24 protein-coding genes are annotated in these 26,205 nt (G+C 71.1%); 17 read left to right on the top strand and 7 right to left on the bottom strand.

The features are described from left to right. Window positions 1-18 precede the first annotated feature (18 nt). The 5 genes from NQ151_RS09200 to NQ151_RS09180 form a co-directional block, all read right to left on the bottom strand. Complete coding sequence (locus tag NQ151_RS09200) at window positions 19-1,107, bottom strand: mandelate racemase/muconate lactonizing enzyme family protein (protein WP_257527886.1); 1,089 nt, start codon at window positions 1,105-1,107, stop codon at window positions 19-21. Continuing rightward, entirely contained in the window at window positions 1,104-2,003 is a 900-nt protein-coding gene (locus NQ151_RS09195; RefSeq protein WP_257527885.1) for a 5-dehydro-4-deoxyglucarate dehydratase, read from the bottom strand. Before NQ151_RS09195 ends, NQ151_RS09200 begins: the two co-directional genes overlap by 4 nt. Further along, entirely contained in the window at window positions 2,000-2,956 is a 957-nt protein-coding gene (locus NQ151_RS09190) for an NAD-dependent epimerase/dehydratase family protein (RefSeq protein ID WP_257527884.1), read from the bottom strand. Before NQ151_RS09190 ends, NQ151_RS09195 begins: the two co-directional genes overlap by 4 nt. Continuing rightward, the gene (locus NQ151_RS09185) at window positions 2,953-4,290 is read right to left on the bottom strand and encodes a Gfo/Idh/MocA family protein (RefSeq protein WP_257527883.1); all 1,338 of its coding nucleotides are present in this window, start codon (window positions 4,288-4,290) and stop codon (window positions 2,953-2,955) included. The genes NQ151_RS09190 and NQ151_RS09185 overlap by 4 nt, the downstream gene beginning before the upstream one ends. Window positions 4,291-4,369: 79 nt before the next feature. Then, window positions 4,370-5,386 (bottom strand): LacI family DNA-binding transcriptional regulator, encoded by a 1,017-nt coding sequence (locus NQ151_RS09180; protein ID WP_257527882.1) that lies wholly within the window; start codon window positions 5,384-5,386, stop codon window positions 4,370-4,372. Between the two features lie 171 nt (window positions 5,387-5,557). On the opposite strand from NQ151_RS09180, the gene NQ151_RS09175 reads away from it, so the two are divergent. Next, window positions 5,558-6,523 (top strand): M24 family metallopeptidase, encoded by a 966-nt coding sequence (locus NQ151_RS09175; protein WP_257527895.1) that lies wholly within the window; start codon window positions 5,558-5,560, stop codon window positions 6,521-6,523. A 42-nt stretch (window positions 6,524-6,565) separates the two neighbouring features. On the opposite strand, the gene NQ151_RS09170 is transcribed toward NQ151_RS09175, so the two are convergent. After that, entirely contained in the window at window positions 6,566-7,240 is a 675-nt protein-coding gene (locus tag NQ151_RS09170; protein ID WP_257507618.1) for a rhamnogalacturonan acetylesterase, read from the bottom strand. A gap of 65 nt (window positions 7,241-7,305) precedes the next feature. Here NQ151_RS09170 and NQ151_RS09165 point away from each other — a divergent pair, with 65 nt between their 5' ends. The 4 genes from NQ151_RS09165 to NQ151_RS09150 are packed head-to-tail and all read left to right on the top strand — an operon-like array spanning window position 7,306 to window position 11,876. Then, window positions 7,306-9,081, top strand: a complete 1,776-nt coding sequence (locus NQ151_RS09165) for an ABC transporter ATP-binding protein (protein ID WP_257527881.1) — start codon at window positions 7,306-7,308, stop codon at window positions 9,079-9,081. Between the two features lie 40 nt (window positions 9,082-9,121). Continuing rightward, window positions 9,122-10,252 (top strand): Gfo/Idh/MocA family protein, encoded by a 1,131-nt coding sequence (locus tag NQ151_RS09160; protein ID WP_257527880.1) that lies wholly within the window; start codon window positions 9,122-9,124, stop codon window positions 10,250-10,252. Beyond that, window positions 10,249-11,163, top strand: a complete 915-nt coding sequence (locus NQ151_RS09155; protein ID WP_257527879.1) for a DUF6807 domain-containing protein — start codon at window positions 10,249-10,251, stop codon at window positions 11,161-11,163. Before NQ151_RS09160 ends, NQ151_RS09155 begins: the two co-directional genes overlap by 4 nt. Continuing rightward, the gene (locus tag NQ151_RS09150; protein ID WP_257527878.1) at window positions 11,160-11,876 is read left to right on the top strand and encodes a cupin domain-containing protein; all 717 of its coding nucleotides are present in this window, start codon (window positions 11,160-11,162) and stop codon (window positions 11,874-11,876) included. The genes NQ151_RS09155 and NQ151_RS09150 overlap by 4 nt, the downstream gene beginning before the upstream one ends. Before the next feature lie 6 nt (window positions 11,877-11,882). Here NQ151_RS09150 and NQ151_RS09145 read toward each other — a convergent pair whose 3' ends face one another. After that, on the bottom strand, window positions 11,883-12,725 hold the full coding sequence (locus NQ151_RS09145; RefSeq protein ID WP_257527877.1) for a DUF1295 domain-containing protein: 843 nt from the start codon (window positions 12,723-12,725) through the stop codon (window positions 11,883-11,885). 96 nt (window positions 12,726-12,821) lie between these two features. Here NQ151_RS09145 and NQ151_RS09140 point away from each other — a divergent pair, with 96 nt between their 5' ends. The 12 genes from NQ151_RS09140 to NQ151_RS09085 all read left to right on the top strand — a co-directional run bounded on the left by NQ151_RS09140 (window position 12,822) and on the right by NQ151_RS09085 (window position 26,154). After that, window positions 12,822-13,916, top strand: coding sequence for a Gfo/Idh/MocA family protein (locus NQ151_RS09140; RefSeq protein WP_257527876.1), 1,095 nt, complete (start codon window positions 12,822-12,824; stop codon window positions 13,914-13,916). A 55-nt stretch (window positions 13,917-13,971) separates the two neighbouring features. Then, the gene (locus NQ151_RS09135; protein WP_257527875.1) at window positions 13,972-14,847 is read left to right on the top strand and encodes a family 43 glycosylhydrolase; all 876 of its coding nucleotides are present in this window, start codon (window positions 13,972-13,974) and stop codon (window positions 14,845-14,847) included. A gap of 184 nt (window positions 14,848-15,031) precedes the next feature. Beyond that, window positions 15,032-16,330 carry an ABC transporter substrate-binding protein gene (locus tag NQ151_RS09130; RefSeq protein WP_257507626.1) on the top strand — a complete coding sequence of 433 codons (1,299 nt, stop codon included), beginning with the start codon at window positions 15,032-15,034 and terminating at the stop codon, window positions 16,328-16,330. Window positions 16,331-16,407: 77 nt separating this feature from the next. Next, a complete protein-coding gene (locus tag NQ151_RS09125; RefSeq protein WP_257507627.1) occupies window positions 16,408-17,403 on the top strand; it encodes a carbohydrate ABC transporter permease in 996 nt (331 codons plus the stop codon). Further along, entirely contained in the window at window positions 17,400-18,326 is a 927-nt protein-coding gene (locus NQ151_RS09120; RefSeq protein WP_257507628.1) for a carbohydrate ABC transporter permease, read from the top strand. The genes NQ151_RS09125 and NQ151_RS09120 overlap by 4 nt, the downstream gene beginning before the upstream one ends. Before the next feature lie 2 nt (window positions 18,327-18,328). After that, entirely contained in the window at window positions 18,329-18,991 is a 663-nt protein-coding gene (locus NQ151_RS09115; RefSeq protein ID WP_257507629.1) for a hypothetical protein, read from the top strand. A gap of 30 nt (window positions 18,992-19,021) precedes the next feature. Then, entirely contained in the window at window positions 19,022-20,539 is a 1,518-nt protein-coding gene (gene arfA, locus NQ151_RS09110) for an arabinosylfuranosidase ArfA (RefSeq protein ID WP_257527894.1), read from the top strand. Between the two features lie 273 nt (window positions 20,540-20,812). Beyond that, window positions 20,813-21,946, top strand: coding sequence for a Gfo/Idh/MocA family protein (locus NQ151_RS09105; RefSeq protein ID WP_257507739.1), 1,134 nt, complete (start codon window positions 20,813-20,815; stop codon window positions 21,944-21,946). Then, window positions 21,943-23,145 carry a dihydrodipicolinate synthase family protein gene (locus NQ151_RS09100; protein ID WP_257507630.1) on the top strand — a complete coding sequence of 401 codons (1,203 nt, stop codon included), beginning with the start codon at window positions 21,943-21,945 and terminating at the stop codon, window positions 23,143-23,145. The genes NQ151_RS09105 and NQ151_RS09100 overlap by 4 nt, the downstream gene beginning before the upstream one ends. Then, on the top strand, window positions 23,142-24,029 hold the full coding sequence (locus NQ151_RS09095; protein ID WP_257507631.1) for a sugar phosphate isomerase/epimerase family protein: 888 nt from the start codon (window positions 23,142-23,144) through the stop codon (window positions 24,027-24,029). The genes NQ151_RS09100 and NQ151_RS09095 overlap by 4 nt, the downstream gene beginning before the upstream one ends. Next, window positions 24,026-25,051 carry a LacI family DNA-binding transcriptional regulator gene (locus NQ151_RS09090; protein ID WP_257507632.1) on the top strand — a complete coding sequence of 342 codons (1,026 nt, stop codon included), beginning with the start codon at window positions 24,026-24,028 and terminating at the stop codon, window positions 25,049-25,051. The genes NQ151_RS09095 and NQ151_RS09090 overlap by 4 nt, the downstream gene beginning before the upstream one ends. Next, window positions 25,048-26,154, top strand: a complete 1,107-nt coding sequence (locus NQ151_RS09085) for a glycerate kinase (RefSeq protein ID WP_257527874.1) — start codon at window positions 25,048-25,050, stop codon at window positions 26,152-26,154. The genes NQ151_RS09090 and NQ151_RS09085 overlap by 4 nt, the downstream gene beginning before the upstream one ends. Window positions 26,155-26,205: the final 51 nt, after the last annotated feature.

Here is a 26,205-nt window from a genome sequence, read left to right as displayed (position 1 = left end):
TTCGACAGGGAACAGCGGTCACCGAAAGCGCAGCCCGAGGCCCGCGTGGGGCACCTCGCGCACGCGCCCGGCGGCGATCGCGACGGGGGAGGGGTCGATGAGCGCGCCGAGGCTGCCGAAACCGGCCTCCTCCACGTCCTCGACCAGTGGTTCTGCCACGCCGGCGACATCCGGCAGGCACAGTGCGAGCTGTCCGGACAGCTCCGGCAGCAGGTGCGGATGCAGCGGCGCTGCGTGCCGCGCGGCGAGCTCGGCGATGCGCAGGAACGGCGTGATGCCGCCGACGCGCACGACGTTGGGCTGCACGATCTGCGCGGCCCCGGCAGCAAGGAAATCGGCGAACCGGTACTCGGTGTGCAGGTTCTCGCCGACGGCGATGGGCAGCCGCGACGTGGCGGTCAGGCGACGGGCGAGCTCGGCGTGCCCGGCGAGGTCGTCCGCGCGCAGCGGCTCCTCGATCCACGCCGGACCCACCTCCGCCAGCACCTCCAGCGACCGGGTGGCCCGGTCGAGGTCCCACCGCTGGTTGGCGTCGATCATCAGCGCGCGGTCGGCCCCGATGACGTCCCGCACCGCGCGGAGACGCTCCAGGTCCTCGGCGACCTCGGGCTTGCCGACCTTCACCTTCACGGCGTCGAATCCGGATGCCACCCACCGCTCGGCCTGCGCAACGAGCTCTTCCAGCGGGTAGTGGAGATTGACGCCGCTGCCGTAGGCGGCCGCCGACGAGCGCTGCGGGCCCAGCAGGTCGGTCACCGTCCCTCCGGCTGCGCGCGCCGCGGCATCCCACAGTGCAAGATCGAGCCCGGCGAGGGCGATCGTGGTGATCCCGCCGCCACCGGCTTCGTGCAGGTGCTCCCACATGGCCTGCCACGCCGCGCCCGGCTCGGCGGGCCGGCCCACCGCGGCGGCCGAGATGTCGTGCTGCAGCAGCGCCAGCACCGCCTCCCCGCCGATCTGCGGAGTCCACGAGAAGCCCCACCCCTCGGCGCCGTCGGAGCGCACCAGGTGCGTCGCGATCACGCCGACGCTGGTGACGTCCGCTCCCCACGGGCGTGCCAGCGGCACGCGCACGAGGCGCGCGTCGAGTGAGGCGACCGTGGTCACAGCAGCGCCCGCCCGGCGTGGAGGATCTCGGCCAGCCGCGCCTCCTGCGCCGGCGTCGGGTCCACGAGCGGGGCGCGGACGTTGCCGACCGGCAGCCCGCCGAGGCGCAGTCCCGCCTTGATGAGCGAGACGCCGAACCCGGGGGTCTCGTCGCGCAGCGCGACCAGCGGCGCGTAGAAGCCGTCCAGCAGCGCCAGGCGCCGCGGCTCATCGCCGTCACAGTATGCGCGGTAATACGCGTTCGCGACCTCGGGGATCATCGCGAACGCGGCGGACGAGTACAGCGGAATGCCGATGCCGCGATACGCCGCCTGGGTGAGCTCGGCGGTGAGCAGCCCGTTGAAGAACGCGAAGTCATCGCGCCCCGTTTCGGCGATCGCGCGCACGATCAGCTGCGCCGCGCCGACGTCGCCGACACCGTCCTTGAAACCGACGACCTTCGGGTTCTGCGCGAGGCGCCGCATCGATTCGGGGGTGAACTGCGCGTTGCCGCGGTGGTAGACGATGACGGGCAGGTCGGATGCCGCGGCCACCGCCTCGACGTAGGCGACCAGTCCCGCCTGCGGACCACCCACGAGATACGGCGGCAGCACCAGGAGTGCGTCGGCACCGGCATCCGCTGCCCGCCGGGCGACGTCGACGGCGTGCCCGAGCGGACCGCCGGTGCCGGCGACGACGGGGACCGCGCCGTCGATCGCGGCGACCGCGGTGCCGACCACCGTCGCCGCCTCGGAAGCGCTCAGCGCGTGGAACTCGCCTGTGCCGCAGGCGGGGAAGATGCCGCGGGGGGCATGCGAGAGTCCCGTCGTGATGTGTGCGGCGAGCAGGTCGGCGTCGATCCGCCCCGCCGCGTCGAAGGGGGTGACGGGGAAGAAGAGGATGCCGTCGAAGTTCATGCGGGAACGTCCTTTCGGGAGCCGGGGGAACCGGCGGAGCCGGGGGTCGCAGCCGCGGCCGCGGCAAGTTCGCTGCGCCAGTCGTGCTGGGGTCGCCAGCCCAGCAGGCGCCGCGCCTTGGCGTTGGAGAACGCCGAGGCCGTGCCGGTGAGCACGGCGGCGCTTGATTCGGTGCCGGGGTAGAACTGCGGGACGAGCTCGGCCAGCGGCCGCCGGGCCAGCGCGTCGTCAGCGGCGACGAAGAACGTCTCGCCGTTGGGGATGTCGCCCAGTGCCGCCAGCAGCGTGTCGACGAACCGGGCGACGTCGCGCGCATCGACGTAGTTGAACACCGCCGGCGCCGACAGTGCCGGGTCGTCCAGGCGCTCGCGTACCGTGTGGCCCTGCTGGGTGATCGCCCCCGCCCACTCCTCGGGTGCCAGGACGTAGCAGGGGCGGAACGCGGCGAACCGCACCGCGTCGCCGGTCTGACGCTGCAGCATGCCGAGGGTCTGCTCGATCAGCAGCTTCGACAGCGCGTACGCGTTCCAGGGCCGGGGCGGGGTGTCTTCGTCCAGCGGGAACCGGTCTGGCAGCCACCCCGTGGGAGACCCGTACCCGAGCACCGTGGGGCTGGAGGCTGCGACGATCTTCGCAATCCCGGCCGCCACCGCGCCACCCAGCACCGACACCGCCAGCGCCGCGTTGGTCTGCATGATGACCTCTTCCGGCGCGCTGAAGGGCACCGCGATCGCTGCCAGGTGCACGACCGCATCGGCGCGGGCGCCGGTCAGGGCGTCGCGGGTGGCAGCCGCGTCACGCAGGTCGATCGCACGCTGTTCGATGCCGGCCCGAGCGAGATCCGGCGACGCGGCGCGGTCCAGCGACAGCACGTCGTGGCCGGCGGCGGCGAGTCCGGCCGACAGGGTGCGGCCCAAGCGCCCGGCGCCGCCGGTGACGACGATGCGGCTCATGGGCGCTCCTGGGTCAGCAGCCGGATGCCGAGCTGGTCGACCCGCACCGGCAGCCCGGTCTCGAGGGACCGATTGCCGGCGATGCCGACGGCGATCGAGCGCACCCCGTCGCTCCAGTCAGCGGGGCGGCCCAGAGGATCGTCCGCCGGTCCGACGAACACGTCGGACAGCAGCAGGGCGTCGCCGCCGCCGTGTCCCCCGGCGCCACTGTGAATGGGCACCTCCACCGCCTCTTCCCAGTGCCGCTGCACGAGCAGGCGCTCGCCCTGCGGGCGCAGGCTCGCAGCGCTCCCGGCATCCGTTGCGCTCGGGTCGAGCACCGGGTGCAGACCCTCGTCGACGAGCACGGCGCCCCGTTCGATCACCTCGAGTTCGGCGCGGCCGAGCGTGCCGTTGACCGCGACGCGGTAGCCCTCCCAGGGGGCGTGGGCGTTGAGCGAGTACGACAGCGTCGCGCCGCCGGAGTAGTCCACGATGAGGGCGAGGTTGTCCTCGATCGTGATGCCCTCGCCGAACACGTCGCGGTCGCGCAGGTAACCGTCGTGCCCCTCGGCATCCAGATACAGCGCCTTCAGCCGCGGATCGTCGCGCAGGTCGAGTTCGAACGCGTCGTGCTCGCCCTCATGGGTGCCCCGGTCCGGGCGGACGCCGAGGCCACGCGCGGCGGCGTTGTCCGCTCCGTAGAAGCGCAGACCGCCGGAGGCGAAGACGCGGCGCGGCTCCTGCCGCAGCCACCAGTTGACCAGGTCGAAGTGGTGACTGGACTTGTGGACCAGCAGCCCTCCGGAGTGCACCTTCTCGCGGTGCCAGCGGCGGAAGTAGTCGGCGCCGTGCTTGGTGTCGAGCATCCAGGAGAAGTCGATAGAGGTGACCTCGCCGATGAGCCCGTCCTGGATGACCTGGCGCAGCGCACTGTTGCGCGGCGAATACCGGTAGTTGAACGTCAGCACGACGCTGCGACCGGTGCGCGCGACGGCATCCTCGATCGCGGCGGCGCTGTCGGCGTCGACCGTGAGCGGCTTTTCCACCACCACGTCGGCGCCGGCGTCCAGCGACCGCACGATGAGTTCGGCGTGCAGATCGTCGCGGGCGCAGATGATGACGCGGTCGACGCGCTCGCCGGCGATCATCTCCTCGAGCCGGTCCGGCGTCCACACGCTCGGGGCGGCGGCACCGGCCGCGACGGCGTGGTCGGCGGCGTAGGCCGCCCGCACCGGATTGGGCTCGCTGATGGCGACCAGCTCGGCGCGGTCGGCGTAGTCGCCGGTGATCGCATCGATGTACATCTGCGAACGGTGGCCGGCGCCCAGGAGCGCGTAGCGGGTCATCGTCATCGGGACCTCATGTCAGGAAACGCTTTCAGGAAACGTTTTCTGACGATAGCACGCGGGGTGAGCGGGCAACAGGATGCCGTCAGCCGGCGGTGGGGGCCGCGGCCGCCGGCCCGGTGCTGGCGCGGGCGATCAGCCGCGGGGTCAGGGACACTGCGGCATCCGCCTGTCCGCCGGTCAACTGCGCGTGCAACGCCGTCCACGCCCGCGCGCCCAGCTCGGCCGACGGGACGGCCGCCGTCGTCAGCGGCGGCGTGGTGTACTGCGCGAACGGGATGTCGTCGAACCCGGTCACCGAGATGTCGTGGGGAACTCCGATGCCGCGCTCGGCCAGCGCGGAGAGCACCCCCATCGCCACCAGGTCGTTGAAGGCGAGCACGCCGGTGGCCCCGCTGGCCAGTACATCGCCTGCCGCAGCGGCGCCGCTGGCGAAGTCGACGCCGCCGCGCAGTTCGGCGATCTGCAGATCGGGGTGTGCGGCGCGGGCGTCGGCGATGGCCGCCAGCCGCTCGGCGTTGGACGCGCTGCGCGCCAAGCCGGCCAGGTACGCCAGCCGGCGATGGCCGAGGTCGTAGAGGTGCTCGATCAGCTCGCCGAACGCGGTGCGGTAATCCGCCGCGACGACGGGGGAACCGTCCTGCGGCGGGCGGTTGACCACGACGGCGGGGGAGAGGGCGGGCAGCAGTGCCGACAGGTCCTCGTCGCTCATGCGCGGCGCGCACAGTACGACGCCGTCGGTGCGCCGACGCGTTTCGGTCGCCAGCACCCGCTCCTCGTCGACCTGCTCGGCCGAGTCGGCGATGAGCACGTGGTAGCCGTCGGCGGCGGCGCTGCGGCTGAGTCCGCGCAGGATCGCCTGGAACGTCGGGTTGGTCAGATCCGGTACGACCACGGCGATGGTCTGGGTGCGTCCGAGCACGAGGCTGCGCGCCAGTGGACTGGCGGTGTAGCCGAGCGCCACCGCGGCGGAGCGCACCCGCTCGGCGAGGTCGGCGTCGACGGTCGCGTTGCCGTTCATCACGCGGGACACCGTCGACAGCGATACCCCGGCGTGGCGGGCGACGTCGGTGATGGTCGACTTCCCGGGTGACTTCGCCATGCGCGGCCTTCCTTCCGAGGCGGGGCCTCGGGGCCATACTATGGCGAGAAATCGTTTTCCAGCGGTCCCGGCCGCCCGAGCCGCGAGGTGACCATGCCGTCCACCCCCGATCGCGAACGCAAACAGCAGCGCCTCGCGCGCGTCAGGGCGGATGCCGGTGGGGCGCCGCTCCTGCTCACGTCGCACGAAGCAGTGTCGTGGTACCTCGACGGGGTGCGCACCCACGTCTCGCTCGCCGGCCCGCCCGTGCTCGCCGTGCGCGTCGACGAAGCAGGCGACACTCTGTTCGTCGCCGCCAACGAGGCCGACCGGCTCGTCGCGGAGGACCTGCTCCCCGCCGACGCCGCCCGCGTGGTGCCGGTGCCCTGGCAGACGTCGCCCGCCGAAGCCGCCGCCGCCGTCGGCGCCGCGACGGCCGAGAGCCAGGTCGCGGCCGCGCTGCGCGCCGCCCGCGCGAGCCTGCTGCCGGCCGAACGCGACCGCTACCGGGCGCTGGGGCGGGAGGTGGCGCAGGCGTTGACGGATGCCGCGGCGCAGCTGTCCCCGCGGCACACCGAGCGGCTCGCGGCCGCCGCGCTGGCCGCCGGGCTCGTCGAACACGGCATCGACCCGCTCGTGGTGCTCGTGGCCGGGCGGGCTCGGCTGCCGCACCGGCATCCACTCCCCACCGACGCTCCGCTCGGCGACCGCGCGATGCTCGTGGTCTGCGGCCGGCGGCACGGGCTCATCGCGAATGCGACCCGCTGGGTCGGCGCTGCGGGAGCGGACGACGAGCGGATCCTCGCAGTGGAGGCGGACTTCTTCGCCGCCACCCGGCCCGGTGCGACGCTGGCCGACGCGTTCGCCGCGGGGTGCGCGGCGTACGGCGCCCACGGATTCGGCGCTGACGAGTGGCAGCGGCACCACCAGGGCGGGCCCACCGGCTATGCCGGGCGCGACCCGCGGGCGACGGCGATCACGACGGACGAGATCGTGGCGCACCACGCCTTCGCGTGGAACCCCAGCGCCCCGGGCGCGAAGGTCGAGGACACCGTGCTGGTCACCGCCGGCGGCGTCGAGGTGCTCACCGCCGACCCGCGCTGGCCCGCCGTGACGCACGCCGGGCTCCGCCGCCCCGCCCCGCTCTCGTTCCCCTGACTCCGACCCGCGCCCGGGGGAGCATCCGCACCGCGGCAGAGGTCAGCTGACCAACTGCGAGCCGCGCGCGGGTCGGTCGCCATCGCGGCGCTCGATGGCCCGCAGCGAGCGCGCGACGAAGGCCGCGATCCGCCGCGCGCCCTCCACGCGGAAGTGCGTGTCGTCGGTGAGCCCCTCAGGCCAGGCGGCGGTCTCGCCCGGCGCATAATGCGACAGCAGCCGAGTGGATGCCGCGGCGCCGAGGTCCTCGTACAGCCACGTGGTGAAGGCGGTCAGATCGATCAGCGGCGCACCGAGCTCGACGGCGAGATCGCGCACGGCGTTGGGGTAGTCGCCGTGCGTCGGCGTCACCCGCCCGGCCTCATCGAACCAACGCCGCTCGCACGGCGTGCACAGGACCGCCGTCGCATCCAGCGCGCGCACCTCGGTCACGAACCCGCGGAGACGCTCGGTGTACCCGCCGCGCGAGGCCAGCTCGGCATCCTTCTGGTCGTTGTGCCCGAACTGGATCACCACCGTGTCACCCGCCGCGACTTCTGCCACGAGCGCCCGCCAAGCCCCCGAGGCGATGAACGACTGCGTCGTCGCGCCGCCGAAGGCGAGGTTGCGCACCCGGGCGGCCATGACGGCGCCGAGGGCCTCGCCCCAGCCGGCCAGGGGCTCCTCGCCCGGTTTCATGGGTGCGACCGTCGAGTCGCCCGCGAGGTGGTAGATCATGGTGTGCCTCCGAGCGTGTCACAAGGGGCCACCGCTATCGCCCCCGCGTCAGTACCATGGACATCGTGCCACGGAAACCGCTTTCCAGCTCACTGGACCTCATCGACGGCGCTCACCCGGTCCGGTCGGTGCTGCGCCTGCTCGCCCGGCGGCCCGGGCGCATGGCGCTGGCGGTGTTCGCATTCGCGCTGAAGGAGATCCCGCTGTGGTTCCTCCCGGTGATCACCGCTGCCATCATCGACATCGTCGCCGGCGGCGGAGAAGTCACCGCGGTGTTGTGGTGGTTCGCACTGGCGGTCGTGCTGCTGCTGCAGAACTACCCGAACCACATCCTCTACACCCGCAGCTTCATGACCGTGGTCCGCGACACCGGCGCCGACCTGCGCAACGCGCTCGCCGCCCGGTTGCAGAGCCTGTCGATCGGTTACCACACGCGCGTGAGCTCCTCCATCGTGCAGACCAAGGTCGTCCGCGACGTCGAGAATGTCGAGCTCATGCTGCAGCAGGTCACCCACCCGCTGCTGTCGGCCACCATGGTCATGATCGGCGCGATCGCCATGACGGCCATCGCGGTGCCGCAGTTCCTCCCCGTCTACGCCCTGGCGGTGCCGATCGCCATCGGCATCCGCTACGGCATGCGCAACCGTTCCCGCAGTCGCAACGAGGTGTTCCGCCGCGAGGTCGAAACGCTTTCGGCGCGGGTGGGTGAGATGGCCTCGCTCATCCCGGTCACCCGCGCGCACGGCCTCGAAGAGACCGCCGTCACCCGCGTCAGCCACGGCGCCGAGGGCGTGCGGCGGGCGGGCCTGCACCTGGACATGCTCAACGGGCATGTCGCTTCCATCTCCTGGGTGGCGATGCAATTGCTGGCGGTCGGATGCCTCGTTCTGGCGGCCGTGTTCTCGCTCACCGGCATCCTGCCGATCTCACCCGGCGAAGTCGTGCTGCTGTCGACCTACTTCACCCTTCTCACGCAGGGCCTGACCCAGCTGCTCATGCTCATCCCGGTGGGAGCGCGGGGTCTGGAGTCGGTGCGCTCGATCGCCGAGGTGCTGCAGGAGCCGGACCTCGAGCTGAACGAGGGCAAGCGGGCGGTGTCGAGCGTGACCGGCGACATCGAGCTCGAGAGCGCCTCGCACCGGTACCCCGGCGCCGAGGACGACGCGCTGCACGAGATCGACCTGCACATCCCGACGGGGCGCACGTTCGCCTTCGTCGGCTCGTCCGGGTCGGGCAAATCAACCCTGCTGAACCTCGTGCTCGGGTTCCTCCGTCCCACCGGCGGGCGGATCCTGCTCGACGGCGCCGACATGCAGCAGCTCGACCTGCGGACGGTCCGCCGCGCGGTATCGGTCGTGCCGCAGGAATCGGTCCTGTTCGAGGGGACCGTGCGGGAGAACGTCGCCTACGGCCTGCCGGATGTGACCGACGAGCGCATCGAGCAGGCGCTGCGCGACGCCAACGCGTGGGAGTTCGTGCAGGCGCAGCCGCGCGGCTGGGACACCGTCGTCGGCGAACGCGGCGCGCGCCTGTCGGGCGGGCAGCGGCAGCGCCTGGCCATCGCACGCGCCCTCGTGCGGAACCCCCGGATCCTGTTGCTGGACGAGGCGACCAGTGCCCTGGACCCCGAGGCCGAAGAGCTCGTCAAAGAGGCACTCGGGCGCCTGATGACCGGGCGCACGACGCTCGTCGTCGCCCATCGCCTCTCGACCGTGCGTCAGGCTGATTGCATCGTCGTGCTGGAGCACGGCCGCATCGTGGAGCTGGGTACCCACGACGAACTGGTCGCGGCGGACGGCCGCTATGCGCGGTTGCACCTCACCCAGGCCGGGCTCGGCTGAGCCAAAGACGATCAGCGACCACCGAATGCAAAGGAGCACCATGACGGATGCCGCTACCGCACACCGGCCCCTGCGGGCCGCCATCATCGGCACCGGGGCGATCGCGCATGCGCACGCCCAGGCGCTCGCCGACCTCGCGCCGCGCATCACCCTGGCCGCCGTCGTCGACGTCGACGCCGACCGTGCGGCGGCGTTCGCCGAACGGTTCGGTGCGGTGGCGGTGTACCCGGATGCCGCTGCGCTGCTGGCCGCCGAGCCCCTCGACCTCGTGCACATCTGCACGCCGCCGCAGACGCACGTGCCGCTGGCGATCGCGGCGCTGCGCGCCGGCGTGCCCGCTCTGATCGAGAAGCCGACAGCGCTGAGCCTGGCCGAGATGGACGAACTCGTCGCCGTGTCGCGGGAGACCGGGGTGCCCGCCCTCACCGTCTTCCAGCACCGATTCGGCGGGGCCGCCCGTCGGCTGCAGGCACTGGCCGCAGAGGGTGCGCTGGGAAGGCCGCTCGTGGCCACGTGCGAAACGCTGTGGCACCGCACCCCCGATTACTTCGACCTGCCCTGGCGCGGGCGCTGGCAGATCGAAGGCGGCGGGCCGACGATGGGTCACGGCATCCACCAGTTCGATCTGCTGCTGGCGGTGCTGGGACCCTGGGCGCGGCTGACCGCGTTCGCCGCGCGTCAGTCGTTGCCCACCGACACCGAGGACGTGTCGATGGCGCTCGTCGAGTTCGAGAACGGAGCCCTGGCCACCGTGGTCAACTCGATCGTGTCGCCGCGGGAGACCTCCCGGCTGCGCTTCGACTTCGAATACGCCACCGTCGAGGTCGAGCACCTCTACGGCTACACCGACGCCGACTGGACCTTCACCCCCGCGCACGGCCACGAGCACCTCGCCGAGCGGTGGACGCAGGATCCCGCCGAGCCGATCAGCAGCCACACCAGCCAGCTCGCCGCGATCGTCGACGCACTCGAGATCGGCGCAGCCCCCGGGGTGGATGCCGACGACGCCCGCCGCACCCTGGAGCTGGCCGCCGCCACCTACGCCTCGGCGTTCCGCGGTGTGCCGGTGCGGGCCGGCGAGATCGCCGGCGACGACCCGTTCCTGCGTTCGATGGACGGCGGCGCCGTCCCCTGGGCGCCGATCAAGCCCGCATTGGAGACGACACGATGACCCTGGAGATCGACCACGACGACGCCACGGCGTTCGCCGTCCGTGACGGCGACGTCGAGCTGCTGCGCTACACCTACGTGCCCGACTCGCCGCAACTGGAATCCCCCAAGCCCTACCTGCATCCGCTGCGCACCCGCTCCGGTCACGTCGTGAGCCTGTACCGGCCGCATGACCACGTGTGGCACAAGGGCATCGCGTGGTCGCTGCCGGTCGTGGGCGAGGAGAACTTCTGGGGTGGGCCGACCTACGTGCACGGCCAGTTCTACGTGCAGCTTCCCAACGACGGCGCCCAGGCGCACCGGGCGATCGAGGCCAGCGGAGTCGACGACGACGGTGTCGCGGCGTTCGCGCACGACCTGGAGTGGATCACCGAAGCCGGCATCCGCCTGTTCACCGAGCGGCGCACCATCACCGCGCGCATCCTCGACGACGACGCCTGGGCGCTGACGTTCCAGACCACCATGACCAACGTGTCGGATGCCGACATCGCGATCGGCTCTCCCACCACGAAGGGCCGGGACAATGCCGGCTACGGCGGCCTGTTCTGGCGCGGCCCCCGCTCGTTCACCGGCGGCACGCTCGTCACCTCCGACGGAACCGGGTCAGGCAGCGACGTACGAGGGCAGCGGCACGAGTGGATGGGCTTCGCCGGCCGGCATGACGAGGTCGACGCGGCATCGCTCATCGTCATGGTGGATGCCACGGACAATCCGCATCACCCGCCGCAGTGGTTCGCCCGCTCCGAGGAGTTCGCCTGCCTGAACCCGGCACCCTTCTTCAGTGAGGAGCTCGTCGTCGGCGCGGGCGAGACGGTCACCTTCCGGTACGGGGTGGGAATCGGCGACGGCGACGCCGACCGTGCCGCCGCGCTCGCCGCCGCGGTGCGCGACCTGCTCGGAGCCGGGTCATGACGGCGCCGCTGTTTCCCGGCGGGGTCGCCCTCAGCGACCTGGCCGTGTACGACTGGGAAGCCGCAGACGGGTGCCGCGGCGGCTCGCCGCACCTGCACACCGCCTCGAGCGAGGGGTACGTCGTCGTCGGCGGGTCCGGCGCCGTCCACACGCTGTCCTCGCGCGGCGCCGAGGAGCATGCGCTCGCCGCGGGCGACGTGGTGTGGTTCTCGCCCGGCACCGTGCACCGTCTCGTCAACGACGGCGACCTGCGGCTGCTGGTCGTGATGTCCAATGCCGGGCTGCCAGAAGCCGGCGACGCGGTGCTTACCTTCCCCGCCGACGTGCTGGATGACCCCGACGCCTACGCGGCGGCAGCCACGCTGCCGGCAGGCGAGGGGCGCGCCGACGCCGCCCGCGCGCGGCGCGACCTTGCCCTTCACGGCTACGAGCAGCTGCGGGCTGCGGTCCGCGCCGAGGGACCGGCCGCGTTGGCAGCCCTCCACGCGCGTGCCGCCCGGCTGGTGCAGTCCCGCGTCGCGGGGTGGACCGCCACCTGGGAGGCCACCGTCGCCGCGGAGACCGAGCGCACCCGCGCGCAGCTGGCGGCACTGGCCGCGGGCGAACCGGGCACTCTGGCCGCGGCATCCGTCGCGCGCGCCGACGCCACCCCTGGGGAGCGGGGCTACGGCATGTGCGGACGGCTGCAGACGTGGCGCTGGCCGGCCGGCTGATCGGCGCTAGGTGCGCGCGGATGCCACCGGCCGCCGCGGCGGCCACGGCACGAGCATCGACGTGCGCCGCTGATAGTCGGCGTACGCGGGGTACTTGGCGGCGCTGATCGACTCGGTGAAGATCGTCGATCCGATGAACAGCACGCTCAGCAGCGCCGCTCCCGCGATCGTCCAATTGACCAGGCCGCCCCAGACGCCCAGCCCGGCCGAGACGGCCGCGACCGCGCCGATCCCATAGAAGGCCCACCACTGCGCCTGCTCGAAGAAGAAGTTCGGATGCCGGCTCACGCGGAACAGGCCCGTCGTGACGAAACCGGGCTCCAGCGTGCCGCCGGCGCGCTTCTTGGCCTGGTGGAAGTTCCACTGCTCCTGGTCGGCGATGAGCTCGCCGATCAGGAACGCCAGGAACAGCACCGCCAGCGCGGCATCCCACCCCGTGAAGGGGGACGGATGCTGCCAGGCGATCAGTGCCGGCAACGTGATGAGCACGAGCAGCGCGTTTTGGTACAGCACGATGAACAGCAGATTGAACACCTGGAATTGGGCGGGGGTCATCCGCTGCCGCAGGATCGCCCACCGGTAGTCCTCCATGCCGGAGTAGCCGCCCTTGCGGGCGAAGTTGAAGGTCAGTCGTACCCCCCACGCCGTCACGAGCAGCGCCATGACGATCAGCCGCAGCGCATCCCGCCCGGCCAGGATGGCCACGATCGTGAAGATCCACACGTACACGACCGGCACGATCGACCAGATCCGGTCGACCCAGGAGGTGTCCTTGGTGATCAGGGACAGGATCCAGCACGCCGCGCACGTGACGGCGGCGACCAGCAGCACGAGCAGAAGGGGGTCCATGGCCCGAGGCTAACCCCGGATAGCGCTTTCCGTCCGAACCTCCTAGGGTGGACCCCGGCCGGACCCCGGCGCACCGACCCTCGGAAGGCACCCCGCATGACCACCCCGCTTCGCTGCGTGATCGTCGGCACCGGCTCCGTCGCGCACTTCCACGCCCGCGCCGTCGCCGCCTATCCCGACGCCGAACTCGTCGCCGTCAGCGACCTCAGTCGTGATGCCGCAGAGGCGTTCGCCCAGCGCTGGGGCGGCCCCGTCGTGCACGACACCCTCGAGGGGATGCTCGCCGCCGAGCGTCCCGACGTCGTGCTGATCTGCACGCCGCCGGCCGCCCATCGCGCCCAGACGCTCGCCGCGTTCGCCGCCGGCGCCCACGTCGTGGTGGAAAAGCCCCCGGCGCCGTCGCTGGACGAGCTCGACGAGATGCGCCGGGCCGCCGTCACCGCCGACCGCCAGCTGGCCGTCGTGTTCCAGCAGCGCACCGGCACCGCCGCCGCGCACGTGCGACGACTGCTGCAGGAGGGCGCGCTGGGCCGGCCCCTCATCGCGGTGTGCCAGACGCTCTGGTACCGGGATGCCGCCTACTTCGCGGTGCCGTGGCGAGGCTCGTGGGAGACCGAGGGCGGTGGGACGACCCTCGGTCACGGCATCCACCAGCTCGACCTGCTGGCGTTCCTGCTGGGAGAGTGGACCAGCGTGCAGGCGCGGCTGTGGCGCCTGGACCGCGAGACTCAGACCGAGGATGCCTCCACGGCGACGGTCACCTTTGCCGACGGTGTCGTGGCGCAGGTGGTCACCAGCGCCGTGTCGCCCCGCGAGACCAGCTCCATCCGCATAGATACGCAGCAGGCCACCGTCACCGTCGATCACGTCTACGGCCACGGCCACGAGAACTGGGCGATCACCCCCGCCCCTGGTTTCGAGGACCGCGCCGCGGCGTGGCAGTTGCCCGAGGCCGAGGAACGCAGCGACCATGCGCCGCTGCTGCGCGACGTGTTCGATGCGCTGCGCGCGGGCACGCCGCTGCCGCCCACTGCCGACGCACCGGCACGGTCGCTCGAGCTCGTCGCGGCGATCTACGCCTCCGCGGCCGCCGACGGCGCCGTGATCACTCCGGCCGATCTCGCCGTGCACCCCACGCACCGCAGCGGGTTCGCCAGCCCGGTCGCCGACATGCGCGGCGTGGGCGGGTGACCTCCGCCGAGCTGTACCGCGACCCGGTGTACGACGGGCGACCGACCCGACCGTCGTGATCGCGCCGGAGGGCACCTGGTGGATGTTCTACACCCAGCGCCGGGCGACCCACTCCGATCCGGGTCCGGGAGTGGCCTGGGTGCACGGCAGCCGCATCGGCGTCGCCCGCTCGCGCGACGGGGTGGCATGGCAGTACGCCGGCATGCTGGAGCCGGATGCCGCCGGCCTCGCGCTCGAGCCGGGCCCGCCGCCCGCTGTGGTAGCCGTGACCCACTGGGCACCCGAGGTGGTGCACGACGGGGACCGCTGGCGCATGTACCTCACCGAGATCGACGGCGTGCCCGACCGCTGGCCGGGTCACGCCCGCACGATCGTGGAATACAACTCGGATGACCTGGCCCGATGGGAGCGGCGGGGGCCACTGGAGCTTGCCAGCGACCGCGTCATCGACGCCGCCGTCGCCCGCACCCCCGACGGCCGGTGGCGCCTGTGGTACAAGGACGAAGCCGCTGACAGCGTGACGAAGGTCGCCGTCTCGGACGACCTCTCCGCCTGGCGCGACGAGGGCACCGCCATCGGCGGGCGACCGCACGAGGGGCCGAGTGCATTCGAGCTCGGCGGCTGGTGGTGGCTCATCGTGGACGAGTGGCGGGGGATGGGCGTGTATCGGTCCGCCGACGCGGTGTCGTGGGAACGGCAGGGCGGTGAGGATGCCGTCATTCTCGGCGCCGGCGAGGTCGCCGGACCCGGGTTCGGCCACCACGGCGCTGCCGTGCGCGACGGCGACGACTCCTGGTTCTACTACTTCGGCCACCCCGCGCGCACCGCGGCGCACCTCTTCGAGGATGACACCGTCGACGACCGCCGGTGCGCGGTGTACCGCATCCTGCTGCGGGTAACGGATGGCACACTTATCACCGCAGTGGTCTAGCGGGGCTCCCCCGGAAACCGGGCTGGAAAGCGTCTTCCGGATGTCTTGCGAAACGTTTCAGCACGTAGTACGGTTGCGGGCAAGCGCTTTCCCGACCTCAGCATCGGGAGCGCACCGCACACTCACGGACAACGAACGTCCCGCGGAAGCAACACGGACACGGACGTTCCAGGAAAGGACAAAGATGTTCAGCACCAAACGGGCGATCACTGCAGTCGCCCTTGCAACCGGCGCGGCCCTGGCCCTCGCCGGCTGCGCCGGAGGCGGCGGAGACGCCGAGCCGGCCGAGGAATTCGACCCGAACGAAAAGGTCACCCTCGACCTCGCGTTCTGGGGCAACGACGTGCGCGCCGAGCTCTACAACGAGGCCATCGCGGCGTTCAACGAGGAATACCCCAACATCACCGTCAACGCCTCGTTCCTGGGCTTCCCCGAGTTCTGGGAGAAGCGTCAGACCGAGGCGGCCGGCGGCGGTCTTCCCGACGTCATGCAGTTCGACTATTCGTACCTGCGCCAGTACGCCGAGAACGACCTGCTCCTGGACCTCGACCCGTTCCTGGGCGAGATCATCGAGACCGAGCCGCTCTCCGAGAACATCCTCTCGATCGGTGTCGTGAACGACGCCACGTACGCGATCCCGACCTCCACCAACGCCTGGGGCCTGTTCACCAACCCGGTGGTGCTCGAAAGCGTCGGCGTCGAGGACTTCGCCGGCGGCTCGTGGGACGACTACGCCGAATGGATGACCGAGATCACCGAGGCCGGCGGGGGCGAGTTCTACGGCGGCAGCGACTACACCGGCCGCATCCAGAACTTCGAACTGCAGCTGCGCTCGGAGGACTCCTACCTCTTCAACGAGGAGGGCGAGCCTGGTTTCGACGAGGAGCGCCTCACCGAGTTCTGGGAAGAGGGCGCTCCGCTGCGCGACGGCGTGGCCGTCCCGCAGCAGCGCATCGAGGAACTGGTTCCGCTGGGGCCGTTCGACACCGGCATGCAGGCCGCCGAGCTCACCTGGGACAACTTCGGTGCCGGCTACCTCGCGAACCTCGGAGAGGGCTACACCGAGCTGAACCTGCTCGAGCCGCCGGTGACCGAGGAGGGCGCGAAGGATCTGTACCTGAAGCCCTCGATGCTGCACGCGATCTCGTCGAAGTCCGATCACCCCGAGGCAGCAGCCACGCTGGTCAACTTCCTCATCAACTCGCCCGAATCAGGTGCGATCTTCGGCACCAACCGTGGTCTCCCCGCCTCGGAGACCGCCCTTGAGGCAGCCGAGCTCGACCCGCTGAGCCAGCAGGTCGCCGACCACGAGGCTGCCATCGCCGACCGTCTGGGCGACGCCCCGCCGGTGCCGATCGTCGGCTTCGGCACGCTGGAGGAGAAGTTCCGCCAGCTGGGCACGGAGCTGAACTTCGGCACCATCACGGTTGACGAGGCCGTCGCGCAGTTCTTCAGCGAGATGGACATCGTCCTCAACGGATGACCCGCTTCCGGGGCCCGGACTCATCGTCCGGGCCCCGGACACCACCTGCACACTCCCTCATCACACCAGGAGTACCCGTGAGCACCACTGCGACCAGGGTCATCGTCACGAAAGAGCCGTCCGACCGGCGGCGGACCGTGCGCAAGGAGCGACCCGAGCACCTGTCCCGCCCGGGCCAGCGACAGCGGGCCCGCAAGGAGACCATCGCCGGCTACGGGTTCCTCGTGCCCTGGCTCATCGGGTTCTTCGGCCTGACGCTGCTGCCGATGGCGTACTCCTTGTACCTGTCGTTCACGAGCTACAACATCTTCTCGCCGCCCAAGTGGATCGGCTTCGACAACTACGTCCGCCTTTTCACGGACGACCCCAACTTCATGCAGTCGGCGCAGATCACGCTCATCTACGTGTTCATCGGCACGCCGATCTCGCTGCTGGCGTCACTGGCCGTGGCGATGTTGCTGAACTACCGCGACAAGGGCGCCGCGTTCTTCCGTTCCGCCTTCTACGCCCCGTCGCTGATCGGCGCTTCGGTGTCGGTCGCGATCGTCTGGCGCGCCATGTTCAACACCGACGGTCCCGTCGACAACGGCCTGAATGTCTTCGGGATCGACCTGGGCGGCTGGATCGGCCAGCCGAGCCTCATCCTGCCGATGATGATCCTGCTGGCGGTCTGGCAGTTCGGCGGCACGATGGTGATCTTCCTCGCCGGCCTCAAGCAGGTCCCGAAGGAGCTCTATGAGGCGGCCGAGATGGACGGGGCGAACGCGTGGCGTCGCTTCCGCGCCGTCACGGTGCCCATGCTGTCGCCGGTCATCTTCTTCAACCTGCTGCTGGGCCTCATCGGCGCCTTCCAGGTCTTCGGCTCGGCCTACATCATCTCCAACGGCAGCGGCGGACCCGCCGGCATGACCAACTTCATCACCGTCTACCTCTACAAGACGGGCTTCGCCGACGGACGCATGGGCTACGCAGCCGCGATCGCCTGGGTGCTGCTGGTGGTCGTCGCGATCATCGCCCTGATCCTCTTCCGCACCCAGAAGAACTGGGTCCACTACTCGGGAGACAACCGATGACTACTTCTTCGTTCTCCGAGAACGCGCTCATCCAGGTCGAGAACCAGGTCGACCCCGACAGCAAGACCACCCCCCGTCGCAGGATCAAGCGCAAGACGTGGCAGACGGTCATCTGGTTCGTCGTGCTGCTGGCGATCACCGCGATCGTGCTCTATCCGCTCGTGTGGCTGTTCATGTCGACGTTCAAGCCGAACGCGGAGTTCGGCCAGAACCCCGGCCTCATCCCCAACAACCCGACGATCGACAACTACATCAAGGTGATGGAGGGCATCGCCGGAGTGCCGATGTGGCGCTTCTTCTGGAACTCGTTCCTCTTGGCCGCCGTGTCGGTGATCGGCACCCTGATCTCTTCCTCGCTCGCCGCCTACGCGTTCGCCCGCCTGCAGTTCAGGGGCCTCAGCATCCTTTTCGCCGCGATGATCGGCACGCTGCTGCTGCCGTTCCACGTCGTGATCATTCCCCAGTACATCCTGTTCAACAACCTCGGCATGGTCGACACGTTCTGGCCGCTGCTGCTGCCGAAGTTCCTCGCCACCGAGGCGTTCTTCGTCTTCCTGCTCGTGCAGTTCATCCGGCAGATGCCGCGTGACATGGATGAGGCCGCGAAGATCGACGGCGCGGGGCACCTGCGCATCTTCTGGTCGATCGTGCTGCCGCTGATCAGGCCGGCGCTCATCACCTGCGCGATCTTTGCCTTCATCTGGGCCTGGAACGACTTCCTGGGACCGCTGCTGTACCTCACCAGCCCCGAGAACTACCCGCTTCCCATCGCGCTGCGCCTCTACAACGACCAGACGTCCTCGAGCGACTACGGCGCCACGGTGACCGCGTCGTTCGTCGCGCTCATCCCGATCCTGCTGTTCTTCATCGTCTTCCAGCGATTCCTGGTCGACGGCGTGGCCACCCAGGGGCTCAAGGGCTAGTGATGACCCCCGCCGTGAGCCGTCGCGAGCAGAAAGCCGCGCGCCGGGACGAGATCTCCGGCGCCGGACCGGTACCCCAGGAGCGGCCTCCGGCGCAGTATCCGGGGGCCACCGGCCGGTTCGCGCTGTTCGGTGAGGTGATGCTCACCGGGCTCCTGGTGACGGTGGTGAGCGTGCTGGTGATCACCCTCCCGGTCGCGCTGGCTGCCGGCATCCGGCACCTGCGCCGCTTCACCGCGGCGGAGGACTCCCGGCAGGAGTTGTTCTGGCGCGATGTGCGGCGCGGGCTGCTGCCGGGTGCCGTGGTCGGCCTGGTCGCACTGGTGGCGGCCCTCGTGCTGCTGCTGGACATCGACCTCGCGCGGTCCGGGTTCCTCCCCGGCGGGGCAGTCATCGAAGTCATCGGCTGGGTGGGCCTGGCGGTGGTCGCGCTGACGCTGCTGACCGCGGCCGCCGCCTGGACGCCGCAGACCGGCTGGCTCGCGGCGATCCGCACCGTGCCGCGCCGGGTCACGGGAGACATCGCGGGAGCTGCCTACCTGGTCGCCACCGCCGGTTTCGTCGTGGTGGTCACCTGGGTGCTCGTGCCGCTGTTCATCCCCGCCATCGGCTGCGCCGCGCTCGCCGTCGTCGCCGTCCCCACCCGCCGTCGCGGGCGTGCCTGAAACCCCTCCGGAAGGAAACCGCTCCTCGTGATGTCTGCCCACGGCTCCGTCGACCCCCGCTTCGAGACCGCTCGGCTCGACCGCCGCCTGTTCGGCGGCTTCGTCGAGCACCTCGGCCGCCACATCTACGACGGCATCTACGAACCGGCGCACGCCACGGCGGATGCCGACGGGTTCCGTGCCGACGTGATCGAGCTGGTCCGCGAACTCGGGGTCTCCACGATCCGCTATCCCGGCGGCAACTTCGTCTCCGGCTACCGGTGGGAGGACGGCGTCGGGCCCCGCGACCAGCGCCCCCGTCGCCTGGATCTGGCGTGGCACTCGACCGAGACCAACGAGGTCGGGCTGCACGAGTTCGCCGACTGGCTCGACCGGGTCGGCAGCGATCTGATGCTCGCGGTGAACCTCGGTACGCGGGGCACGCAGGAGGCCCTTGACCTCCTCGAGTACGCCAACGCGAACGCCGACACAGACTGGACCCGCCGGCGCGCCGCCAACGGACGCCACGATCCCTTCGCCGTCACCATGTGGTGCCTGGGCAACGAGATGGACGGCCCCTGGCAGCTCGGGCATCGCAACGCCGAGGACTACGGCAAGCTCGCGTCGCGCACCGCCAAGGCGATGCGCATGCTCGATCCGGGCATCGAGCTGGTCGTGTGCGGCTCCTCCGCCAGCGGAATGCCCACGTTCGGGTCGTGGGAGCGCACGGTGCTGGAGCACGCCTTCGACGATGTGGACTACATCTCCTGCCACTCCTATTACCAGGAGATGGGCGGCAACGCGCAGGAGTTCCTCGCCTCCGGCGTAGACATGGCCCGGTTCATCGAAGCGGTCAGCGCGATCACCGACGCGGTGGCTGCCACCAAGAAGAGCGACAAGCGCATCATGATCTCCTTCGACGAGTGGAACGTCTGGTACCTCCACAACGACAACGGGGGACAGAACGACAAGCCGAAGGAGACCGGCTGGCCGGTCGCGCCGCGGCTTCTGGAAGACCAGTACAGCGCGCTGGATGCCGTCGTCTTCGGTGACCTCATGATCACGCTGCTGCAGCACGCCGACCGGGTGCGATCGGCGTCCCTGGCGCAGCTGGTGAACGTCATCGCGCCCATCATGACCGAGCCGGGCGGGATCGCGTGGCGGCAGACCACGTTCTTCCCGTTCTCGATCACTTCGCGCCTGGCCGGAGACCGCGTCGTGCGGGTGCCGGTGGATGCCGGCACGTTCCCGAGCGAGCGCTTCGGCGAGGTCGCGAACGTCAACGCCGTCGCGACCGTCGACGACGACGGCGTGAGCGTCTTCGTCGTGAATCGGTCGCTGACCGAAGCAGCCGACCTGCGGCTGGATCTGTCGGGCGTGGCGGCGGAGTTCGGCCGCGACCTCGCCGTCGTGGAGGCGCACCTGCTGCACGAGGACGACATGTACGCCGCGAACACACTCGCCGACCCGGAGCGGGTGGGGGTGCGGCCGCTCGAGACGACGCTGGAGGGTGCCGCGCTCACCGTGGCGCTGCCGCCGGTGTCTTGGGTCGCGGTGCGGCTGGCGTAGGCACAGTCGCGTGTCGAGCGTAGGAAATGGGGCGAGCGTAGGACGGATCCACCCGGTTTCGTCCTACGCTCGGCCCATCTCCGACCCTCACGACAGCAGCGAACAGCGGAAGGCTTGCGGAAAGCGTCTTCCGATGTCAGGATGAAGAATCGGAAAGCGCTTACCGACATTTCGGGCAGCGCCGAGCAGAAGGAAACCACAGTGTCAGAGACGACCACCCTGGACGCATCCGCCCCGGCATCCGCTCCGCAGGTGCGCGAGATCGGGATCATCATGAACGGCGTCTCCGGGCGCATGGGCTACCGCCAGCACCTGGTGCGCTCGATCCTCGCGATCCGCGACCAGGGCGGCATCGAGCTGCCGGACGGCTCGAAGGTGACCGTCAAGCCGCTGCTCGTGGGCCGCAGCGAGGCCAAGCTCGCCGAACTGGCCGCCCGCCACGGCATCGAGGACTACACGACCGACCTGGATGCCGCTCTGGCTGATCCCCGCTGGGAGATCTACGCCGACTTCCTCGTCACCAAGGCCCGCGCCAGTGCCCTGCGCAAGGCGATCGCCGCCGGCAAGACCATCTACACCGAAAAGCCCACCGCCGAGTCGGTGGATGAGGCGCTGGAGCTTGCCAAGCTCGCCGCCGAGGCCGGGGTCAAGACCGGGGTCGTGCACGACAAGCTGTACCTGCCGGGGCTGCAGAAGCTCAAGCGCCTGATCGACTCCGGGTTCTTCGGCCGCATCCTGTCGGTCCGCGGCGAGTTCGGCTACTGGGTGTTCGAGGGTGACTGGCAGCCCGCGCAGCGCCCGAGCTGGAACTACCGCACCGAAGACGGCGGCGGCATCATCGTCGACATGTTCCCGCACTGGAACTACGTGCTGGAGAACCTGTTCGGCCCCATCAAGACCGTCTACGCCCAGGCAGCCGTGCACATCGCCGACCGCTGGGACGAGAAGGGCGAGCACTACACCGCCACCGCTGAGGATGCCGCGTACGGCATCTTCGAGCTCGACGGCGGGATCGTCGCCCAGATCAACTCCAGCTGGACGGTGCGGGTCAACCGCGACGAGCTGGTGGAGTTCCACGTCGACGGCACGCACGGCTCGGCCGTCGTGGGCCTGTTCGGCGCGAAGATCCAGCACCGCAACGCCACCCCCAAGCCGGTGTGGAACCCCGACCTCGCCGACGACCACGACTACGACGCCGACTGGGCCGACGTCCCCGTCAACGAGGTGTTCCAGAACGGCTTCCGGCAGCAGTGGGAGGAGTTCCTCATCTCCTACGCCACCGGCACCGACTACGCCTTCGACCTGCTCGCCGGCGCCCGCGGCGTGCTGCTGGCCGAGGCGGGCCTGCGCTCCAGCCGCGACGGCTGCAAGGTGACGCTGCCCGCCCTCACGCTGGAGGCACCGTGACGACGCTGACCCTGCTCGGTGCCGACGGCGTCGTCACCGCCGCGGCGCTGAAGGACGCGCCCGGCTACGCCAAGCCCACCGGGGCGCTCCGCAGCCGCGTCGCCTACGCCGCCGCGCACGTCGTGCCGGTCGCGTGGGGGGACAACACCCCGGGGCAGCCGGCGCAGATCGACTGGGATGCCACGCTGGATTTCCGCCGCTCGGTGTACTCCTGGGGCCTGGGCGTGGCAGATGCCATGGACACCGCGCAGCGCAACATGGGGCTGGATGCCGCAGCCACCCGTGAGCTCATCGCCCGATCCGCCGCCGTCGCCCGGGAAGAGGGCGGCTCGGTCGTCGTCGGGGTCAACACCGACCACATCGAGGCGGAGACCCTCTCGATCGACGAGATCATCGCCGCCTACCTCGAGCAGCTGCACTTCACCGAGGAACAGGGCGCCGGCCCCGTGCTCATGGCCAGCCGGCATCTGGCCCGCGCCGCCGAATCAGCCGACGACTACCGCCGCGTGTACCGCGCGGTGCTGCAGGCGGCGACGACCCCGGTCGTGCTGCACTGGCTGGGCACCGCCTTCGACCCGCAGCTCAGCGCCTACTTCGGGTCGACCGACTGGCGCGCGGCATCCGAGGTGCTCTTGGAGATCATCGGCGAGAACGTCGACAAGGTCTCAGGCGTCAAGATGAGCCTGCTGGATGCCGCATCCGAGGTGTCGGTGCGCGAGCGCCTGCCCGCGGGCGTGCGCATGTTCACCGGGGACGACTTCAACTACGTCGGTCTCATCGGCGGCGGAGACGTGCCCGACGCCGCCCAGCCCGATCGCGACCCGGCGAGCCCGCGGCAGCACTCCGATGCGCTGCTGGGCGCGTTCGCCGCGCTCACCCCGGTGGCTTCGGCGGCGATCCAGGCGCTGGATGCCGGCGACCCCGCCCGGTACCTGGAGATCCTCGGACCCACCGAGGAACTCAGCCGGCAGGTGTTCGCCGCGCCGACCTTCTATTACAAGACCGGCGTCGCCTTCCTCGCCTGGCTCAACGGCCACCAGAGCGCCTTCCAGATGGTCGGCGGCCTGCACTCGGCGCGGAGCCTGCCTCATCTGTCGCGCATCGTGGAGCTTGCCAACGCCGCCGCCGCGCTGGAGCAGCCGGAACTGGCCGCCGCCCGCTGGCACGGACTGCTGCGCCTGAACGGAGTGGATGCATGAACGCGGTGGATCCCCGCTTGTCGATCAACCAGGCCACGATCAAATACGCCGACCTCGCCACGGCGCTGCGGGTCACCGCCGAGGCGGGCGTGCCGGCGATCGGACTGTGGCGGGAGCCGGTGCAGGAGGTCGGGCTGGCGGTGGCCGCACGCATGCTCACCGACTCCGGGCTGCGGTTCACCACGCACTGCCGCGCCGGGTTCTTCACGATGCCGGAGGGTCCCGCCCGCCGCGCGTCGATCGATGACAACCGCGTCGCGATCGATGAGGCCGCGACGCTGGCCGCCGCGGGGGCGGCCGGGTCCACGGCGATCCTGGTGCTGGTCGCCGGGGGGCTGCCGGAGGGGTCACGCGACCTCGTGGGCGCCCGGGAGCGCGTGCGCGACGCGATCGGCGAGCTGGTACCGTACGCCGCGGCCGCGGGAGTGACCCTGGCGATCGAGCCGCTGCATCCGATGTACGCCACCGACCGCTGCGTCGTATCGACCCTGGGCCAGGCGCTCGACATCGCGGCGGACTTCGACCCCGCCGTTGTCGGGGCGACCGTCGATACCTTCCACATCTTCTGGGACCCCGACGTTGCGGCATCCATCGCCCGCGCCGGCGCCGAGGGGCGCATCGCCACCTACCAGGTGTGCGATTGGAAGACACCGCTGCCGGCCGACGTGCTGCTGGGCCGCCACTATCCCGGGGATGGGGTCATCGATCTGGCGGCGCTGACCCGTGCGGTCATGGCCACCGGATACGACCGCGACATCGAAGTGGAGATCTTCAACGAGGACGTCTGGGCCACCGACCCGCTCGTGGCGGTGCAGCGCACCGCGGCGGCGTTCGGCGGGGCGGTCTCGCCGCACCTGGCCGTCCCCCTAGAATCGCGATCGTGACCACCGAACGCCTGCGGTCCGGCTCCGCCACGCTCCATGACGTCGCGCGGGAGGCCGGGGTGTCGCTGGCGACCGCGTCTCGGGTGCTCAACGGCTCGAACCGCAAGGTGGCAGAGTCCTACCGGGAGCGGGTGCAGGCCGCCGCGACGCGGTTGGGGTACACCGCGAACCTCTCCGCGCAGGCGACGGCACGGGGCACCTCCGCGATCATCGCGCTGCTGGTGGCCGATATCGCCGACCCCTACTTCGGCGAGATCGCCTCGGGGGTCGCGCAGGGTGCCGACGAGGCCGGTCTGGTCGTCACCGTCGCCATCACCGAGCGCGACACCGAACGCGAGGTGCGCCTGGTGCGGGCGCTGCGAGGTCAGCGGCCGCGCGGCGTGATCCTCGCGGCCTCCCGGACGGCACCGGAGATCGCCCCGGAACTGCTGGCCGAGCTGGACCTCGTGACCGCGGCGGGCGGGCGCGTCGTGGCGCTGGGCGTCGGCACCGACAGCGTGCGCACCGTCAAGATCGACAACCGCGACGGCGCCCGCGCTCTGGGTGCGGCGCTGGCCGAGCGCGGCTACCGCAGCGCGATCGCGCTGGCGGCGGCGGAAGGCGTCATCACCAGCGACAGCCGTCTCGCCGGATTCGCCGAAGGCTTCACGGCGGGTGGCGGCGGGACTCCCCGGGTGTACCGCGGCGATTTCTCCCGCGCATCGGGCGCAGAGCTGATGACCGCGGCCCTCGCCGACGGCGTGGCGGCGGGCACCGTGGTGTTCGGGGTCAGCGACGTCGTGGCCATCGGTGCCATGTCCGCCGTGCGGGACGCGGGTCGCGAACCGGGTACCGACATCGCCTTCGCCGGCTTCGACGACATCCCCACCAGCCGCGACGTGACCCCGGCGCTGTCGACCGTGGCCGTGCCGCTGGCCGACGTGGGCCTGGAGACCTTCCGCGCTGCGACGGACCCCGATTGGACGCCGCAGCCGCTGCGGCTCGAGGTGCGCCTGCGCGACAGCACGCCGCCGCGCCCGTGAACATCGTCGTCGCCCTCGACAGCTTCAAAGGGTCGATCGGGGCGGCCGATGCCGCGCGTGCGCTGGCCGACGGCTGGCTCGACGTCGAGCCGGATGCCGCGATGGTGCTGCGTCCCATGGCGGACGGGGGAGAGGGCACGCTCGACGCGTTCGCCACCGCCGTCGACGGCGCGGTGCGGATGCCGGTGCGGGTGACCGGGCCCGACGCGGCCGAAGTCGAGGTGTCGTGGCTGCTGCTGCCGCCCACTGCCGATGCCCCCGCCGGCACCGGCGTGGTCGAACTCGCATCCACCTCCGGCATCGAGTTGCTCGGACCGCGCCGCCTGCCGTGGGATGCCGACACCACCGGCTTCGGGCAGGCCATCGCCGCCGCGCTCGATCACGGCGTCTCCCGGCTCGTGCTGGGCATCGGATCCAGTGCCTCCACCGACGGTGGCATCGGCGTGCTGCGCGCGCTCGGCGCCCGCTTCACCGACGCTTCCGGCGCCGACGTCGCCCCCGGAGCGCGCGGCCTGGACGCGCTTGCCGCCACCGACCTCGCCGGCCTGCGGCCGCTGCCGCCGGGAGGTGCGGTGGTGCTGACCGACGTGACCAATCCGCTTCTCGGGTCCCGCGGCGCCGCGGCGGTGTTCGGCCCGCAGAAGGGTCTGGATCCCGACGGCGTGGTGCGCGCCGACGCCGCGCTGGCCCGCTGGGCGCACCTGGTGCCGGTCGACCCCGCCACGCCAGGAGCGGGGGCCGCCGGCGGCACCGGCTTCGGCCTGCTCACCTGGGGCGCGCGGCTGGTCCCCGGGGCGCCGGAAGTGGCGGAGCTGATCGGACTGCGCCAGGCGGTGGCCGGCGCCGACCTCGTCGTCACCGGCGAGGGCTCGTTCGACGGTCAGTCCGCCGCCGGCAAGGTGCCGACGTTCGTCGCCGCGCTCGCCGCGGCTGCCGGGGTGCCCACCGCGCTCGTCGCGGGCCGCATCACCGCCGACACCGCCGCTTTCGCGGCATCCGTCTCCCTCACCGACCTCGCCGGCAGCCCCGAGTCATCGCTGGCCCACCCGGCCCGCCACCTCCGCGCCGCCGGCGCCGCCCTGGCCCGCCGCACCCCACGCTGAAACCACACCTGGTCGCCGAGACCGTGGTTGTTTCCCACTGTCTCGGCCACC

Source organism: Microbacterium sp. zg-YB36 (genome assembly GCF_024623575.2).
Lineage (GTDB): Bacteria > Actinomycetota > Actinomycetes > Actinomycetales > Microbacteriaceae > Microbacterium.
The sequence above is the reverse complement of the archived record's forward strand: the minus strand, read 5'-3'. Positions and strand labels throughout refer to the sequence as shown.

What these genes read in the sequence shown, in the direction of transcription:
- NQ151_RS09160 (WP_257527880.1), top strand. Translation starts at nt 9,122, where the DNA reads ATGACGGATGCCGCTACCGCACACCGGCCCCTGCGGGCCGCCATCATC.
- NQ151_RS09195 (WP_257527885.1), bottom strand. Translation starts at nt 2,003, where the DNA reads ATGAACTTCGACGGCATCCTCTTCTTCCCCGTCACCCCCTTCGACGCG.
- NQ151_RS09120 (WP_257507628.1), top strand. Translation starts at nt 17,400, where the DNA reads ATGACTACTTCTTCGTTCTCCGAGAACGCGCTCATCCAGGTCGAGAAC.
- NQ151_RS09190 (WP_257527884.1), bottom strand. Translation starts at nt 2,956, where the DNA reads ATGAGCCGCATCGTCGTCACCGGCGGCGCCGGGCGCTTGGGCCGCACC.
- arfA (WP_257527894.1), top strand. Translation starts at nt 19,022, where the DNA reads ATGTCTGCCCACGGCTCCGTCGACCCCCGCTTCGAGACCGCTCGGCTC.
- NQ151_RS09115 (WP_257507629.1), top strand. Translation starts at nt 18,329, where the DNA reads ATGACCCCCGCCGTGAGCCGTCGCGAGCAGAAAGCCGCGCGCCGGGAC.
- NQ151_RS09180 (WP_257527882.1), bottom strand. Translation starts at nt 5,386, where the DNA reads ATGGCGAAGTCACCCGGGAAGTCGACCATCACCGACGTCGCCCGCCAC.
- NQ151_RS09140 (WP_257527876.1), top strand. Translation starts at nt 12,822, where the DNA reads ATGACCACCCCGCTTCGCTGCGTGATCGTCGGCACCGGCTCCGTCGCG.
- NQ151_RS09170 (WP_257507618.1), bottom strand. Translation starts at nt 7,240, where the DNA reads ATGATCTACCACCTCGCGGGCGACTCGACGGTCGCACCCATGAAACCG.
- NQ151_RS09145 (WP_257527877.1), bottom strand. Translation starts at nt 12,725, where the DNA reads ATGGACCCCCTTCTGCTCGTGCTGCTGGTCGCCGCCGTCACGTGCGCG.
- NQ151_RS09155 (WP_257527879.1), top strand. Translation starts at nt 10,249, where the DNA reads ATGACCCTGGAGATCGACCACGACGACGCCACGGCGTTCGCCGTCCGT.
- NQ151_RS09130 (WP_257507626.1), top strand. Translation starts at nt 15,032, where the DNA reads ATGTTCAGCACCAAACGGGCGATCACTGCAGTCGCCCTTGCAACCGGC.
- NQ151_RS09150 (WP_257527878.1), top strand. Translation starts at nt 11,160, where the DNA reads ATGACGGCGCCGCTGTTTCCCGGCGGGGTCGCCCTCAGCGACCTGGCC.
- NQ151_RS09105 (WP_257507739.1), top strand. Translation starts at nt 20,813, where the DNA reads ATGAACGGCGTCTCCGGGCGCATGGGCTACCGCCAGCACCTGGTGCGC.
- NQ151_RS09185 (WP_257527883.1), bottom strand. Translation starts at nt 4,290, where the DNA reads ATGACGATGACCCGCTACGCGCTCCTGGGCGCCGGCCACCGTTCGCAG.
- NQ151_RS09095 (WP_257507631.1), top strand. Translation starts at nt 23,142, where the DNA reads ATGAACGCGGTGGATCCCCGCTTGTCGATCAACCAGGCCACGATCAAA.